15 protein-coding genes are annotated in these 16,697 nt (G+C 43.5%); 13 read left to right on the top strand and 2 right to left on the bottom strand.

Annotation, left to right across the window (positions count from 1 at the left end):
* Positions 1-331 precede the first annotated feature (331 nt).
* The 11 genes from MHH48_RS19915 (at position 332) to MHH48_RS19865 (ending at position 14,197) form a co-directional block, all read left to right on the top strand.
* Positions 332-2,827 (top strand): helix-turn-helix domain-containing protein, encoded by a 2,496-nt coding sequence (locus MHH48_RS19915; protein WP_076321661.1) that lies wholly within the window; start codon positions 332-334, stop codon positions 2,825-2,827.
* Between the two features lie 201 nt (positions 2,828-3,028).
* Entirely contained in the window at positions 3,029-4,270 is a 1,242-nt protein-coding gene (locus MHH48_RS19910) for a PTS transporter subunit EIIC (RefSeq protein ID WP_076321660.1), read from the top strand.
* 19 nt (positions 4,271-4,289) lie between these two features.
* Positions 4,290-6,566 carry a glycoside hydrolase family 3 C-terminal domain-containing protein gene (locus MHH48_RS19905; protein ID WP_076322167.1) on the top strand — a complete coding sequence of 759 codons (2,277 nt, stop codon included), beginning with the start codon at positions 4,290-4,292 and terminating at the stop codon, positions 6,564-6,566.
* A 165-nt stretch (positions 6,567-6,731) separates the two neighbouring features.
* Entirely contained in the window at positions 6,732-8,294 is a 1,563-nt protein-coding gene (locus tag MHH48_RS19900; protein WP_076321659.1) for an MFS transporter, read from the top strand.
* A 142-nt stretch (positions 8,295-8,436) separates the two neighbouring features.
* A complete protein-coding gene (locus tag MHH48_RS19895) occupies positions 8,437-9,372 on the top strand; it encodes an ABC transporter ATP-binding protein (RefSeq protein WP_076321658.1) in 936 nt (311 codons plus the stop codon).
* Positions 9,350-9,547 carry a hypothetical protein gene (locus MHH48_RS19890; protein WP_179090605.1) on the top strand — a complete coding sequence of 66 codons (198 nt, stop codon included), beginning with the start codon at positions 9,350-9,352 and terminating at the stop codon, positions 9,545-9,547. Before MHH48_RS19895 ends, MHH48_RS19890 begins: the two co-directional genes overlap by 23 nt.
* Positions 9,544-10,071, top strand: coding sequence for an ABC transporter permease subunit (locus MHH48_RS19885; protein ID WP_179090604.1), 528 nt, complete (start codon positions 9,544-9,546; stop codon positions 10,069-10,071). The genes MHH48_RS19890 and MHH48_RS19885 overlap by 4 nt, the downstream gene beginning before the upstream one ends.
* A gap of 192 nt (positions 10,072-10,263) precedes the next feature.
* Positions 10,264-10,863 (top strand): TetR family transcriptional regulator, encoded by a 600-nt coding sequence (locus tag MHH48_RS19880; protein WP_076321656.1) that lies wholly within the window; start codon positions 10,264-10,266, stop codon positions 10,861-10,863.
* A gap of 228 nt (positions 10,864-11,091) precedes the next feature.
* Positions 11,092-11,685, top strand: coding sequence for a sigma-70 family RNA polymerase sigma factor (locus tag MHH48_RS19875; RefSeq protein ID WP_076321655.1), 594 nt, complete (start codon positions 11,092-11,094; stop codon positions 11,683-11,685).
* Positions 11,645-12,595 carry a hypothetical protein gene (locus MHH48_RS19870; RefSeq protein WP_076321654.1) on the top strand — a complete coding sequence of 317 codons (951 nt, stop codon included), beginning with the start codon at positions 11,645-11,647 and terminating at the stop codon, positions 12,593-12,595. Before MHH48_RS19875 ends, MHH48_RS19870 begins: the two co-directional genes overlap by 41 nt.
* 195 nt (positions 12,596-12,790) lie before the next feature.
* Complete coding sequence (locus MHH48_RS19865; RefSeq protein ID WP_076321653.1) at positions 12,791-14,197, top strand: PQQ-binding-like beta-propeller repeat protein; 1,407 nt, start codon at positions 12,791-12,793, stop codon at positions 14,195-14,197.
* Between the two features lie 106 nt (positions 14,198-14,303).
* Here the strand turns inward: MHH48_RS19865 and MHH48_RS19860 are convergent, their stop codons facing one another.
* Positions 14,304-14,483, bottom strand: coding sequence for an H-type small acid-soluble spore protein (locus tag MHH48_RS19860; protein WP_076321652.1), 180 nt, complete (start codon positions 14,481-14,483; stop codon positions 14,304-14,306).
* 11 nt (positions 14,484-14,494) lie between these two features.
* Positions 14,495-14,665 (bottom strand): hypothetical protein, encoded by a 171-nt coding sequence (locus tag MHH48_RS19855; protein ID WP_179090603.1) that lies wholly within the window; start codon positions 14,663-14,665, stop codon positions 14,495-14,497.
* Positions 14,666-14,974: 309 nt separating this feature from the next.
* Between MHH48_RS19855 and MHH48_RS19850 the strand changes: the two genes are divergently transcribed.
* Positions 14,975-15,961, top strand: coding sequence for a phosphotransferase (locus tag MHH48_RS19850; RefSeq protein ID WP_076321651.1), 987 nt, complete (start codon positions 14,975-14,977; stop codon positions 15,959-15,961).
* A gap of 34 nt (positions 15,962-15,995) precedes the next feature.
* The gene (locus MHH48_RS19845; protein WP_144023426.1) at positions 15,996-16,637 is read left to right on the top strand and encodes a hypothetical protein; all 642 of its coding nucleotides are present in this window, start codon (positions 15,996-15,998) and stop codon (positions 16,635-16,637) included.
* The last annotated feature ends 60 nt before the right edge of the window (positions 16,638-16,697 follow it).

The following is a 16,697-nucleotide window of genomic DNA, read 5'->3' as shown; positions in this document are numbered from 1 at the left end:
AAGGGCTGCCATTTGGGCAGCCTTTCACTTTGTTGGTCATGAACCATAGGATTATCGAATCCTTTCAAGAAACTGAACACCATGATGCCGATTAGGTTTTTATCTAATCGGCATCAGCTTTCTTTACAATGAAACTAAACTAGTATAATAACATTTAGTGCTCCGGATAGCCTGTGTTCTAATGTATGTAAAAGTCGTAAACTATACATGCTATCATGATAAGGTTCCATAATTTATGATGATATTTGCAATCTATGAGTCACTTTATCATCCGTTCGATATGTACAATAAAGATATATCGTTTTCAGTTAATAAGAAATGAGGGCCCAATATGCGTTACCTTTATGAATTTATCGAGCATCAAGATGATATGCCTTTTAAGCTGTTTGTCAACAGTGTGAAGCAGGTTCCATTTCACTGGCATAAAGAGGTGGAGATTGTCTATGTTCTCCAAGGTTCTGTTATCATGCATCTTGACCAGAAGCAGTATACCCTGCTTCAGGACGATGTCATTGTGGTGAACAGCATGTCGATCCATAAGTTTGAACAGAATAGCCCCGACAATATTTTATTAACGCTTCAATTTGGCCCGGAGTGGCTGCATAATAATGTTTTTATATCCTGTAATTCTACGACAGAGGCTGAGCCGATCAGCTTCCGATTTGACACAATCAAGCAAGAGCTTGCAAAGATGGTGTGGGAGATGAACAAGAAGTCTCCAGGCTATCGAAGCTACACGATGGGAAGGCTGCAAACCTTATGTGGGCATTTATTGCGATATTTTTCGGAAGGAATCAATCCGGAAGCTGAAGATGGTAGCAAGAGTTATGACTATAAAAGGTTGAATCGGGTTCTTACCTATATCGATCAAAATTATAAAGAGAAGATAACATTGCAGACGATGGCGGAACAAGAGCACTTAAGTTTGCATTATTTTTCTCACTTTTTCACCGATAAAATCGGTATTCCTTTCCAAAAGTATTTAACGCTGATCCGATTGGAGAAGGCCCAGTCGGAGCTTTCCGGAAGTGAAAAGAGCATTACCGAAATTGCAATGGATTGCGGTTTTGCGAACGTAAAGCTATTCAATAAGTATTTCAAAGAAAAGTACGGGTGTACACCAAGCTCGTATCGTGAAGCCGCTGCTTCGCTTCAGGATAAGCCTAATCGAAAACCGCTTACATATGAAGAGTCCTCTAGTGGGGACTATTATGAGTTAGATACGATCAATGCGATGGGGTCGTTATATCGATATCTGGAAGTGAAGTCGGATCAAGAACAGGAGAGGGCGAACCCACTAACGTCGGTTGTTACGGATCAGGAGCAAATTCGGATTCAGCCGGGAATGTTGTCAACAGGGTACAAAAAACACTGGAATGTTACCACAACAGCGGGCAGGGCAGTTGAAGGGCTGCGCGATGACTGGCGTCGGCAGCTTTCCGAGCTTAAAGCACGAATTCCTTTTGAATATATACGTTTTCATGGCATCTTTAATGATGAGATGATGGTATACAACGAAGAGGATGACGGTACTCCGGTCTATAATTGGGTTTATGTTGACAAGCTTTATGACTTTCTTATTGAGCTGGGAATCAGGCCGTTTGTGGAGCTAGGCTTTATGCCGACCTTGCTCAGCCGTTCCAACGAAACGGTATTCTGGTGGAAAGGGAATATTTCCCCTCCAGCTGATCAGGCAAAATGGGAGGCGCTTGTTCGTGAGTTCGTTCGGCATTGCTTAAATCGCTACGGGGCCGAGGAAGTAAAACAGTGGTACTTTGAAGTATGGAACGAACCGGATTTATCAGGCGTTTGCTGGGCAGGAAGCAAAGAGGAATACTTCTCCTTTTATGAATCTACCGTTCGAGTGATCAAGTCGGTTCTTCCTGAACTAAAAACAGGCGGACCTGCTTTAGGTTATGGTTCACTTTGGAACGACACATGGGCCGAGGAGTTTATGGAATATTGCAAGAGGCATCATGCAGCGATCGATTTCTTTTCTTTTCATATCTATTCGGAGTATCCTCAGCTCAAAGCGGAGCAGAATATGTTAACGAAAATGATGCCTCCAACTTTTTATAAAGAGAGCATCCATCGACTGCAGGAAAAAATGGAGCTTGCCGCTTTCCGTGATTTGGAGCTACATATTACCGAATGGAACTTTTCCCTCTATGACCGGCATCTGTTGCACGATACCATGTTTATGGCCCCATTCGTGATGTATCATGCGATGAATACACTGGGAGATGTGCAGGCCATGGCTTTTTGGTGCTTCACTGATGTGTTTGAGGAAAGTCTTGTTCCATCCTCTCCGTTTTATGGAGGCTTTGGTTTAATGAATCGGGATGGACTTAAGAAGCCGAGCTATTACGCCTTTGAGCTTCTACAGAAACTGGGTGAAGAGATAATCGTTAAGGGTGATGGTTATGTAGGTACTCAGAATAAAGACGGGAGCATACAACTTCTGCTGTATCATTACGTCCATTTAGATCATATGTTTTCAAGCGGGGACTGGTCGGAGATGTCCAATCATAACCGTTACAGCGTGTTCGAAGAGAAAGGCAGCAAGGTGTTTCAAATCAATATTCCTCATCTACCGGGAACCTATAAATGCACAACCTATCAGATGGACCGGGATCATGGCTCCGTTTTTGATGAGTGGGTTCGCATGGGAGCACCCGAAATCTTGACGGAGGAGGAACTTGCGTATCTTCACGGAAGAAGCGGCCCGGCCATCCGGACAGAGATATTACAGGATCAAGGTTGGCAGAAAGAAATCAATCTTCCACCGCATGGTGTGTTATTGCTCACATTAGAGAAACAGTTTTAAACACAATCTTCAAGAACACCTCCTCCATGAGAGGGGGTGTTTTTTGCTGTCGATTCCAAGTAGATGCGATTAGCCGGATCTAAGGATAAGAATTGAACAAAAAACGCCCATAGGCGAGGCAATTTACAACGAGTAAGCGTTAACAAAAGTACCTATACTATAGCTATGTGCACAACAGAATTACAGGAGGGGAATCAACAGATGAAGCGTTTTATGAAATGGATGACGGAATCATTTGCGCCAAGATTGGATGCGATTACAAATAACATTTGGATAGCATCAATACAAGAAGCCATTATGGTTGCCATCCCGATGATTTTTATTGGTTCTATTATTACTTTGATCTCAATTTTGCAAGACTTCATTCCTGGCATGCCGGATTTGACGCCAATCACAACATTCAGTTTTGGTCTTCTCGGTTTGTTTATTGCATTTCTGACGCCGTATACCGTTATGGAGAAAAAGGAGAGGCACAAAATCAAGCTGCTCGCAGGAATGACCGGCATATCCTTATTCCTCATGCTGCTTAATCCCGTCGTAAACGAAGACGGAACCGTTCAGTTCATTCTTGAGCGTTTCGGTCCTGCGGGTATGGTTACGGCACTCATTGTAGGCGTCTTCATCGCCGTAATCATGAATGTCTGCGCTAAGTTTTCTTTCTTTAAAAAAGGGTCTTCCATGCCAGAGTTTATTATGGAATGGTTTGACTTCTTGGTACCGATTGCTGTGATCATGGGCATAGGCTGGGTTCTAGTATATCAGCTCCACTTTGACATCTTTGGACTGATTGTGAGCGTGTTTGAACCTATTAATGCTATGGGGCAAAGCTTGTTCGGGTTTATTCTATTTAACTTTATTGGGGTTGTACTATATTCCTTCGGAGTTAGCCCGTGGGTTCTGATGCCAATATGGTATGCCATATGGATTCCGGCGATTGAGGAAAATGCCGCATTGGTTGCGCAGGGACTGGATCCTGTCAACATTAATACATTTGAAACATTTTTCTCCGGATGGCTTGGAATCGGAGGAATGGGTGCAACATTGCCGCTTGTTATCTGGTTCCTGTTTGCCAGATCCAAAAAGCTGAAAACCATTGGTAAAGCAACATTAATTCCTTCCCTGTTTAATATTAACGAGCCTGTTGTGTATGGAGCACCGGTTGCCTTCAATCCGCTATTGATGGTGCCTATGTGGATTAACGGTCTCATTACGCCCATTATTGTCTACTTAGCTCTTGATATGGGTTTTGCGCAAATCCCAAGTAAAATCTTTCAGCTATGGTATACGCCGATCGGTGTATCGACTTACCTCATGTCCGGATTCAATGGACTTATTCTGCTCGCCGTCGTCTTGCTGATTGTGTTCGCCGTATGGTTTCCGTTTTTCAAACTGTACGATGCGCAGGAGTTGAAGAAAGAGCGGGAGTTACAAGAAGAAGCTTGATATGAAAGGGTGGATACAAATGAAAGCATCTATTAACGCATTGATAAAGGAAATGACACTTACTGAAAAAGCATCCCTGTGCGCGGGATTAAATATGTGGATGACCAAAGGGATCGAGAGACTCGACGTTCCGCCAGTTCATATGTATGACGGAACGAATGGGATTCGCAAAACGAACAGTGACGATGAAATGGGGATCACGACAGAGAATGTTCCCGCAACTTGTTATCCTACGGGCTCCGCTATCGGTTCTTCGTGGAATACTGAACTGCTGCACGAAGTTGGGGAGGCACTCGGTAATGAATCCAAAGAGATGGGAGTCGAATTGCTGCTCGGCCCAGGAATCAACATGAAGCGGACTCCGCTTGGGGGAAGAAATTTCGAATATTACTCCGAGGATCCCTGTCTGACAGGCGAACTGGGCGCTGCTTTCATCAATGGTCTCCAAAGCAAAGGAGTTGGCGCTTCGCTTAAACACTTTGCTTGCAACAATCAGGAATTCGAGAAAATGGTGACGAGTTCAGAAGTGGACGAACGGACGCTGCGCGAAATTTATTTAAGCGCCTTTGAGCGAATTATTAAAAAATCGGATCCTTGGACCGTCATGTGCTCCTATAATTTGCTTAATGGCTCGTATACTAGTGAGAACGAGCATTTATTAAATGATATCTTGAGAGAAGAATGGGGATACGAGGGCGTCGTGATCTCAGACTGGACAGCTGTGAATGATCGGATCCGTGGGCTGAAAGCAGGACTTGATCTCGAAATGCCGGGGCCAGCCGGTTATAACACGAATGCGATTATCAAAGCCGTGGAGAGCGGAAATCTTGCAGAAGAGCAGCTCGACAAAAGCGTTGCCCGTATTCTAAAACTCGTAGAACGTGTAACTGGTATTGAAGAATCGGCTCCGGTATCTGATATGGAGTACCACAATCTTGCGAGAAAAGCTGCAGCAGAAAGCATTGTGCTCCTAAAGAATGAGAATGGCATTCTTCCGATCCATGCGGAGTCAACCCATTCGATTGCAGTTATCGGCCGTTTCGCCAAAAAACCTAGAATTCAAGGAGCCGGCAGCGCAAAAGTAACGCCGACGCGCGTTGATATTCCATTTGAAGAAATGAAGGCGTTGGCTGGAGCTTCCGTTGAGATGAGTTATGCTCAGGGCTACCCTGAAGATGACTCCATTCATGTGGAGATGATCAAGGAAAGTGTCGCATTGGCGGCAAAATCGGATGTGGCAGTTATATTCGTTGGCCAGCCTGAGTACGCCGAATCCGAGATGCGTGATCTGAAGGGCATTGATTTGCCAGAACAGCAGATTCTGCTCATTCAAGCGATTGCAGCCGTACAACCTAAATGTATTGTGGTGACCAGCAGCGGTTCAGCCTTGGCAATGCGTCCATGGGTTCAGCATGTTCCCGCTGTCATTCACTCATGGCTGTCCGGACAAGGCATGGGTAAAGCAATTGCTGAAATCTTGTTTGGACAGGTGAGTCCTTCCGGTAAACTGTCCGAGACGTTTCCGGTTAAACTTTCTGACAATCCTTCACATATGAGGATCCGTGGTGAAAACGGCAAGCTGTATTATCGTGAAGGGCTGTTCGTCGGCTATCGATACTACGATCGGAAGGAACTCGCTCCACAGTTTCCGTTTGGTCATGGCTTATCCTACACTTCATTTGCCTATAAGGATATGAAGGTAGCTCAAACGGAGACAGGGATCACAGTCTCTTTCTGGCTGGAGAATATCGGAAACCGAACAGGGAAAGAGGTCGTTCAGCTTTACGTCCACGACGAAGAATGCACATGGACACGTCCAGAGAAAGAATTGAAGGCATTTTCTAAAATCGAGTTGGCTCCTGGGGAGAAACAGCAGATTGTCTTTGAACTTGAAGAGAGAGACTTTGCTTATTACAACACCAAATATAACCGCTGGGTAGCGGAGAGTGGTTATTTCCAAATTGCACTTGGCTGCTCTTCTCGTGATATCAGAATTACGGAGCGACTGTATTGTGATTTTGGCAAGGAAGAAGTATCATTTCATAAATTCAGCTTGGTTAGCGATTGGATCAACGACCCCACTGCGAAATCCGTATTGGAAGAGTGTCTGAACGAGATGAATCAGCATGTCGTAGAGAAGATTTACCTCAATGAAGAGTTCATCGGATTTTGGGAAGACTGTCCAGTCATTAAGATTTTGCAAATGTATGGCCAAACCTGGATGGTTGACCGGTCACCGGATGAAATCATTGAAGAGCTTATAAGTCGAGTCTATCAGCGACGCGGTAACATGTAAGACAAGATAATATTCCTTATAATAGCTTGGGATCTGAAAAAGGATTCCAAGCTTTTTTAGTATTCAAAAAACCATAAAAAGGTGAGGAGACAAGGTTTCTCCTTTCATTCTCTGCAAACCATCATTTAAATTAAAATTTTGACATTGACTATAAAATGATATAGGATGTCAATATATATTCAATATCGAAAGGTGGTAACTGACATTATTGATCAAAGGAATCGAAGATGGTGGGTGCTGGGCGCTCTTGCAGTAGGAATCCTTGCAGTCGGACTGGATATGACAATTCTTAACCTCGCCCTGCCCGTTCTTGCTACGGATTTGCATGCAACAAATGGAGATCTGCAGTGGTTTGCAGATGCGTATAACCTAATATTTGCTGCTATGCTCTTGCCCGCAGGCTTGTTAGGTGATCGATTGGGAAGAAAGCGGATGCTTCTTATGGGCTTGCTTGTGTTTGGGGTGGCCTCTGCAGGATGTGCTTACGCTAGTTCATCCTGGGAGCTGATTACCGGACGCGCCTTTTTGGGACTTGGTGCCGCCTTATTGGTACCATTGTCAATGTCGATTATACCGGTGTTGTTCTCTGAGGAAGAACGTCCTAAAGCAATAGGTGTATGGATGATGGCGAACGCGATCGGCATACCGTTGGGGCCGATTGTTGGGGGCTGGTTGCTGAATAACTATGAGTGGGGATCCGTTTTCCTTATCAATATCCCACTAGTCATCATTGCCTTAATCGTCGTTTCTATCTTGTTGCCTGAAACGCGCAGCGAAGATAAGCACAAAGTGGATGCGATAGGGATCCTAGCTTCGAGCCTTGGGTTGGTCGGCTTGACATACGGAGTAATTGAAGTAGGCGAGAAGGGCTGGGGGGACGTTGCAGCATTAACTACTATGATTGGCGGGATATTTTGTTTAGTATTTTTCATGTTTTGGGAAAAACGGGTCAAGCATCCGCTTATTGATCCCTTTTTATTTCGTTCATCCAAATTTACATGGGGCTCGATATTGGCAACAGTCATCTCTTTTGCCATGTTTGGAGTATTATTCGTTACACCGCAATATTTCCATGCGGTTCAGGGGGTTGATGCGTTAGATTCCGGATTGCGTTTATTGCCTTTAGTTTTTGGTCTTCTGATTGGAGCCCCTATATCCGATAAACTGCAATCGAAGTTTGGCACTCGGGCTACGTTGGCACTTGGTTTCTTAATAATGTCTGCTGGATTAGCGATTGGAGCCAATACGGGTGTAGATAGCGGTTACGGTTTTGCCTCAATATGGGTTACAGTAGTCGGTTTGGGTATTGGCTTGGCTTTGCCCGTGGCAATGGACGTTGCGATGTCGCCGTTATCGGCGGAACGAAGCGGCGTAGGTTCGGCATTCATTATGTCATTGCGGCAAGTGGGGGGGACGATGGGAGTTGCTATACTAGGGACCGTTCTCAGCACGAACTATCGGAATAATCTGGACTTGATCGATTTGCCGGGAGATGTTGCAGAAGTCGTGCAGCGCAATGTTTCCGCTGGAGCAGCCGTGGCACAAAAAATTGACTCGACATCTTTATTGAACTCAGTACATGCTTCGTTCGTTGCTGGAATGGAGGCGATGTTGTGGGTATGCGGCGGAGTGACGGTTCTAGGACTCCTGTTAACCGTCATTTTTATACAAAAGAAAACAAGCTCCAACAGAGCACCTGAGATTAATCAAAATGTGACTGGGGAATAAGCAGTCTGTTTCGATTCTGCTCTACTACGAAAGGCGGAGGCTTATACTTTTGTTTGCGAAATTGAGGAGGGGATGCAACGATAATATCACGTATCTTTCCTCAGAATTATGTAAAGTAAAATAATAATTAAGGCGGTGTACTATGTCTGCCATTCTTTTTCGAAATCTAAATAAAACCTATAACGGCAAGCGTGGTGTGATTGATCTGAATTTAAAGGTAGACCGAGGCGAAATCTTTGGATTTATCGGGCCTAACGGGGCTGGAAAATCAACGACGATACGACTGCTTATGCAATTGATTGCTCCTACATCAGGAGAGATCTTCGTATTGGGACATCGTGTCAACGGCGACGACCCTCAACTGCGCAAAAAAATAGGTTATCTCCCCGGCGAGGTTCGGCTTTATCCAGATATGACAGGGAATCAAATTCTGAACTTCACTGCAAACGTATACGGAATAAACTTAAAAAAGTCGCCGATTCATGACTATGCAGAAAGACTTCAATGGAATGGGAATCAGAAAGTTAAGTCCTATTCACTCGGAAATCGAAAGAAACTCGGCATTCTTCTTGCGCTTATTCATAATCCCGAATTGCTTGTTCTAGATGAACCCACCTCGGGATTGGATCCACTCGTACAGCAGCAATTTTTCCAAATCCTCCGTGAATGGAATGAATTAAAGGGAACAACGGTGTTCTTCTCGACTCACATCCTTACAGAAGTTGAAAAATTATGCAACCAGGTTGCTATTATCCGAGACGGGTGCTTAATACAAGTATCAACGCTATCAGAAGTTTCCGCTGCGGGCGAACATTTTATCGAGGTTTCTTTTTCTGAAATAGATGAGCTCGGTCAACTGCAGGAACTGTATGAAGTTGATCGAAATACCAGATGTGAAAACGGGATTTACCGGTTTCGCATTCAAGATAAGGAACTTCGTTCTATTCTTGCTGTGCTGTCCAAAATGCCAGTTAAGGATTTGAGCGTGCGAAGAACGTCGCTTGAGGAAAAATTTATGAGCGAGTATGTTTCGGAATCAGATGGGGGGCTCCGATATGAATATAATGATGCGTTATGAGTTTAATCAAAATAAAAGAAGCTTCTGGATTGCCTTATTAGTCGTAGGACTTCTCCAAGCCATCCCCGCAGCAGCCTCCCAGTTAAACTACTCCGAAAGCCTTTCAACTTTTGAAGAATGGGTATCCGGACAACCATTTACGTTTTTTTACTTCTCCTTGGCTTTTTCTCCATGAGTTGGGCAATTGGCTCCATAGCCAAAGAGCGAGATCGTCATACATCGGAGTTCTTATTTACGCTTCCGTATAGCCGAACATCTATTTATTGGGCTAAATGGCTCGCACATATTTGTCAAGTGATGGTCATTGCTGTTGTATCGACAGGAATTGTCTTGTTGATAGGTAGATTTAACGGCATGCTGAATGCACCTTGGGCAGTAACGGACGTTATGTTGGCAGGATTATTGACCTCACTAGCATTTATGGGAATTGGATTTGCCTTATCGCCATGGCTGAACTCTGAACGCGGAGCTTTGTCGATTGGGATTGGAATCGTATCCATTATGTTTTTATTACATATAATCGCTGGACTGAATGATAGTTTTATGTGGATGGGTAAGGCTAACTTGTTTCATTTGTTTGATGCGGCAGCCATTAGTAGGGGGGATGGGCTGCCTATCGCATCCGTGATCGGCGCTCTAGGGTTACTTGCTGCAGGAAGTTGTGCAGGATGGGCAGGTATTGTTCAAAGGGACATGTAAGTTATGTTAACTTGCTTACCATTTCAATAGCGTGATAAAATGATCTGAAGTCTCGATTCTTTTAGGTTCCTTTGTTGGATTGACGATGAATTAAAGGCATGAGATGGTCGGCGTCTAGATTCGTTGTTTTAAGAGTACACGTAGTCGAATCGAAAACGAGTTCGAGCAAAATACCTTTGGGGAGTGAGCAGAATGTCATCAAGTAACCAAAAACCCATTGGGTTGCGAGAACGTAAAAAAGCTAAAACCATGGCCGCAATCCAGATGCATGCATTGCGTCTCTTTAAAGAATTTGGCTATCACGAAACTACTGTGGAGCAAATTGCAGAGGCTTCGGAAATTTCTCCAAGTACTTTTTTTCGTTATTTTGCAAATAAAGAAGACGTATTGATTACTGATAATTATGATTCCCTTCTAATCTCAGCTTTCGAGGATCAACCTTCCGATTTTAACCCACTTCAAGCTGTTCGTAATGCAGTGAAATTAGCGATGACTCAGATGTCTGATGATGAATTTAAGACGGTGAATGAACGACATCAGCTGATCATGACTGTGCCTGAACTTCGAGCAGCAGCAATAAATAATTTGGCTCAAACTATGCAAATGCTTGCTAAAATTGTTGCGAAAAAAATGGGTCGGGAGGAGGATGATTTGGCTATTCGCACATTAGCCGGCGCCATCATTGGAGTTAATATCTCGGCGATGCTTTATTACGCTGAGCATCCCGATGTTGATTTCACAAAATTGCTGGATGAGTCTTTAACCCAACTTGAAGAAGGATTGCAGCTATAAATTTATTATAAAACTGTGACCCGTAGGATGTACACTTTGAAAAGAGTGTGCTCCTATGGGTTTTTCTATGTTTTATCAGGATGGGATCGGGATTATGGGCAAGTCTGTGGAGCAATCAGCACATCCTTACGGATATGGTTTACGGAATCCACTGAACGTAGTGATTTATTGTGCTGTCACATTATGGGTCAAGTTGTTCGTTGTATAGAGTGAAGGGGGGGAGAGGGCTTGAATGACGCGGAGATAAGTCAGATCATTGCAGATGTGTTGGATGGGGGGACAGAACAATTCGAGAAAATCATGAAGGTTTATCAAAAACCGATTTTTCTCTACTGTTATCATATGCTGGGTAATCATGCCGAGGCCGAAGATAACGCACAGGAAGTATTTTTGAAAACATTCCGCAGCTTGCGGAAATATACTCAATATGAGATGGATTTTGGCGCATGGTTATACAAGATAGCCTATCATCAATGTATTGACATCATCCGTAAGCGAAAACTGGTGAAATATTTACCTTTCTTTTACCAGGATGATAAAGAAAATAATGATGTCGATATGCATATTGAAGCCAACTATTTTGATGAATCCGTACATCAGGCCATGGCGAAATTATCGGCGGAAGAGCGTAATTTGTTAATCTTACGTTGTGTCGAGGATAAGAGCTACCAGGAGATTGGTTTGATTCTCGGCAAGAACAGCGCAAGCCTTCGTAAAAAATACGAACGTACATCTGCAAAATTTCGAAAGTATTATGCTCAAGTAAAGGGAGTGGGAATGTATGAATATGGACAGGGAACGGGATTTGAAAAAACTGTTTGATGACCCGCGCATTCCCGACGTCGACCTGACAGGAAAAGTAATGAATACACTATATGCTCAGCCAAAAGAAAAGGAGAGGTTTTTTGTGAAATATAAAGTTGCTTTGACTGCGTTTGTAGGAATGATGTTAATGGCCTCCACGGGTTATGCGGCAGTTCAATATCATTCTTTGAACAACAAGGATGGCGAAGTCGTATATGAGACTAAATCGACGAAAGATTACGGAAAAACAGAATCGAAAGATGAGATAGAGCGTTACAAGGCATTTTATGAACTTAAGGATAAGATGCTAAAGAACGGGGAAGCTGGGCTGTTCTATATGGTTGCCAATAACCCGAATCATGAAACAATTCTTGGAACGAAGGTGACTATCTTCCAAGATCTATCTCAATTGCGCGATAAGATTACGGATAAATCCATTAAGATTGCAGACAAAGTCAATGGAAATTATACATTCCAAAAGGCGGACGTAATCTTTAAAAATGCTCAGGAAGTGAATCCTCCTTCTTCGGAAGAAAATAAGAAAATGGCAGAAAAGCTGAGAAAGCAGGCGGAAGAGTCCAATAAGGGATATGCCATGATGCCTGTTGAAATGACAGATCAGTTTTTCATTCTCAATGCTACGTATCAAAATGGAGAGGATAAAATCGGGGTTAATATCACTAATCTGACTGGAAAGAGCGACCCTACAATGTATATTGAGGAGAAAGTTGAATTTAAGCAGGAGAAGGTTCAAGTGAAGGGAATAGAAATGCTGCATACAGAATTTGGTCCTTCGCAGTGGCACGAGCTGAAATGGGTACACGAGAGCCCAGACAAAAAGGTAAAATACGTCTACACTATAGGTGGAGACATGAATAAAGTAAGCAAAGAAACCTTGATGAAAATTGCCGAAAGCTATTTGAAATAATAAATTTTAATCAACGGGAATCTTCTCCAATGCGAATTGGGGTTGATTCCCGTTTTGGGATGATAAACAGTTTTTATGTAGGCAATTACTTAAGGGAACTTAAAGATTATTTATAGTTCGCTTGGAACTTTATGCCTTCTCTGAGCGTTGTATTTGTCGTGAAGCAAGAAGCCATAACAAATGGGAGGGCTATTCATGCTTAGAATTGAAATGAAACGATGGATTAAACATCTCAAAGGTCAATTACGTCGGCTTATCATTGCAAGTATTGCAGCAGGCTTACTTACAGTCCATGGCGTGTTGGCAGTACCACCTACGCATGTGAATGCAGAACCTGCCGATGTTTCGGTACGCAACTGGTATCCTTCCTCAGTCTTCGAAGTTCCTGAAGTAAAACCTTCTTGGACGGTGAAGGTGGACAACTATCTGGATATGGAAGACGAGAATTATCTAGGTCGCCAGGCGATTGCTGAAGATGGGAAGGTGTTCGCATTCACCGGGAAAAAGCTGATTGCCATCGATGCGAGTACAGGCAAGCGGTTATGGAGTTACGGTAAGGACCTGAAGCCTTACGTTGTATTTCATAATGGCGTTATTTATGGCCTATCGGGAGATCAGATGCCATACGCTTTGAACGCAAAGACAGGCAAATTGAAATGGCAGTCGAACACATCCATTTACATGGATACTCGGCTTCGTACGGAAGTGCTGGTTCCAACTGTCGATACGCTGTATGCGATAAAAGGGAGCAGTACCTTCGCGTTTGATGCAGCCACAGGAAAGTTACGGTGGAAAACGAACGAGCCGTCAGGAGAAGGACATGGCACTGATTATCTTCAGGAGGCGGATGGAGTCATACTTCGGACGTTCTTTGTGCAAGGAGCGCTCACGTCCATCCAATTGACTGCCTATGATAAGAGGACGGGCAAGAAGTTATGGGACCATTTTGGTCAGGGAGAAGATCTTCAAATCAAAAATGGTCTGGTGTATTCGGTTGATTATTATTCTCCACTGCTGACTGATTATCAGTCGCTGCCGGACCGCAAATGGATCGTAAATGTGTATAACCTTAAGACCGGCGTAAAGAAGAGCAGCCGAGAATATAGCTGGAAAATGTCGGGGGAGCCGCCATATGAGTACGGCGGAGGCGGCTTATTTATAAACCAAGGGAAGTTATACATGGATCAGGGCAATAAGGTGGCCGAATACAATTTTGACACCTATAAGAAAGGTGAGGTTCCTCTGCGAACTTTTCCTCGTCCTTATGGGGGCGACTGGGAGTTGATCGGACTGGTTCAGGAACGGTTGATTTTCAAAGACCGAATGACGGGTGAACTGGCCGGCACCAAGCTGGCGAGCGGACAACATGTCGATTGGAGAGGCGATGCACCTGTTGCGCAGATTGACGTGTATGGGAAAGGCTTATATCGGGCACAGCGTAATGGAACATTACTCGGTATCAATATGTTGACGAAGTTGCCGGTTTTTAGAGTAACGACGGGTGCAGATTTACACGAGTCGACGCTAAAGACGAACGGTATGATCATAATCCAAGCGGAGGATAAGCTCCTTGGGGTAAAGGTACCGGCAACGCTGAAATAAGGGAATAGCTTGTGCTACTTGAATCATATTTCGTTTTAACAATAAAAAATCCCACCAACGAAATTGGATGGGATTTTATGTTTAAGGTTGGGTGAGGGTTTCTATCTTATGGATGCTCGGTGAGACTGGATAAAGGGACGGTCATTTCCTGCTCCGAGTTTCCGATCGGATAGACCCGAGCGGTTTCATCCTCATTGACATGCTGTATAAAGATAGGGGTATCCTGATAAGTGACATTTTTCATAATGGCCGATTCCGAAATTTCAATCGCTCTTTGTTTGTTCATGACAGTTCTCCTTATTTCGAAAGATCTTTCAATGGATCAGCCTGACGGTGGGAGGCTTTTTGTATGTCTTGATCCAGCTTCGATGGTCCTTGAATTTCTTCGGCAGCTTCCATTTGATCATTCAGCTGTTGTTCTATTTGTCCAATCCCATGCGCTTCTTGATGCTGCTTGCTCTTCGCCAAAACGATCTCTCCATTTTCTAGTAAGACCTTTGTAATCTCTGCATTACTACAATGCACCAAACGGATCGAACTTATGCAGTTGTTCACGTGCATTCGCGAAGGGATATCTTCCGAAATCATAAGAAGAGTGGTATCATATTGATTGGCTAATAATTCCAAAATAGGAGTCGTACAAACTTCTTAACGAATACTCTTCGAATGAAAACATGATCGTGATCGAGATTACAGTAATCAATACAAAGTCGCTCGCTTGAGCGGCTTTTATAATTATAGGTCTATAGGACTCTTAAAAAGATGGAGGCATCCTGAATGGCAAGCTCGAAGCTATTGCTTAAAGCCGCAGAATCTTTCGAATTTCATGTAGGAACGTTAGTCTTCCTGAGTAACTCAACCAATGAAGTATATCGGTTTTTGAAGGACAATCAGTCCTATATCTTGCGGTTATCTCAGAAATCACACGAATATGTACCGAAGATAAGTGCGGAGGTAGATTGGGTTTATTACTTGGTGAAGAACGGAGTCCGTGCTTCATTACCGATTCAAACATGTAATAATGAGTTAACGGCCATATTCTGCGATGAAGATAAGTGGTATATAGCAACTGCTTTTCATGAGGCTGCAGGTCGCTTTTTTGATAAGCACAATGAACAGTTATGGGGCCCAAAGATATTCAGAAATTGGGGAGAAACCATGGGTAGGATGCATAGGCTATCGAAATCATATGAAGTATCAGACATCCTTGTGAAGAGAGACAGCTGGAGCAGAAGAAGCATCAATAATCCTCATCTGGAGCAAGGCAGTTTCAATGTACTTCTTGAAAAATTGATCTCTATGGAGAGTACGATTGATTCACTGCCTAGGTGTTGCGATTCGTTTGGACTCATACATCATGACTTCCATCCTTATAATTTTTTTATCGACAACAGTGAAATAACGGTTTTTGATTTTGATGATAGTATCTATGGCTGGTTTTCATTAGACATTGCAATAGCGGCCACTCATGCCGTTTGGTGGGGAGTGCATGCAGAAGATCGTGTCACAAAAAGCAGGTTTGCCCAACTGTTCTTGCGTGAATTCCTCATGGGTTACGAGAAGGAACACCATCTCACCGAGTACTGGAAACAAACAATCCCCATGTTTATGGAGTATAGAAATATTTGTTCTTTCTTCTGGTGGCTTAGTGAATGGAATGGGCATGAGAGCTGCCTTACAGAGAACCAACAGAATGCAATCAACCATGCTGTTATGCTGATTGAAAGAGGCTTGCCTTTTGATGGCTGTGATATTCAACTTTAGCAACATGATAGCTTATTTTAATGGAGGTAGTAAATTGAGGTTAAAAGCGTGTATATTAATCGTCTTCATGATTCTAACGGGTTGCTTTGCAGGAACTAAGGAACAGATCTCACCTGAGACCGATTCGACATCTTCCAAGATCGAATTTACACCGGTGGATTTGTTCCAAGGGGACGCAGCGAAGTTTAAGCTATTCCTCGGTCCGATGACGGGTGCATTTAAATTAAAGTATGAGGGAAATAAACCTAACGTCAGCTTGGACATCGATATTTGGAAGAACGGGCAGAAGGTAGATTCGGCAGGGTCGATCGGAGATTTGTTTTACAGTTCGAACGAGCAAAAGGGCAGCAACGAAGTAGAACTAATCATATCCGTCGACACGGAATCCATAGAGGGTCAAAAGGAGTTCAGCAAGATTAAAGTCAACACCACTTCTCACTCGGGATCAAGCCTTTCTACCATTACTATTCCGTGGGACAAAAAGTTGACAGCACACGGTTTGATTCAGGATATGCGTCCACGTTCGTTTACGATAGACCAGCCCGTGCATGTATTTGGTATGCATGCTACAAGTACCAATAAAATACATACAGCGGATCTTTCAACGGAATCGTTGAGAAAAACGGAGTGGGCACTTGTGTTCACCTTGCTTCTTGATGAAGAAGATAGGGAATAAACGCTTTGAGTTACAGTGCTCGATCCATGATCACAATTAAAGCAGAAACAAGACTGGCGT

This window comes from Paenibacillus sp. FSL F4-0100, assembly GCF_037993005.1.
Lineage (GTDB): Bacteria > Bacillota > Bacilli > Paenibacillales > Paenibacillaceae > Paenibacillus_AQ.
The sequence above is the reverse complement of the archived record's forward strand: the minus strand, read 5'-3'. Positions and strand labels throughout refer to the sequence as shown.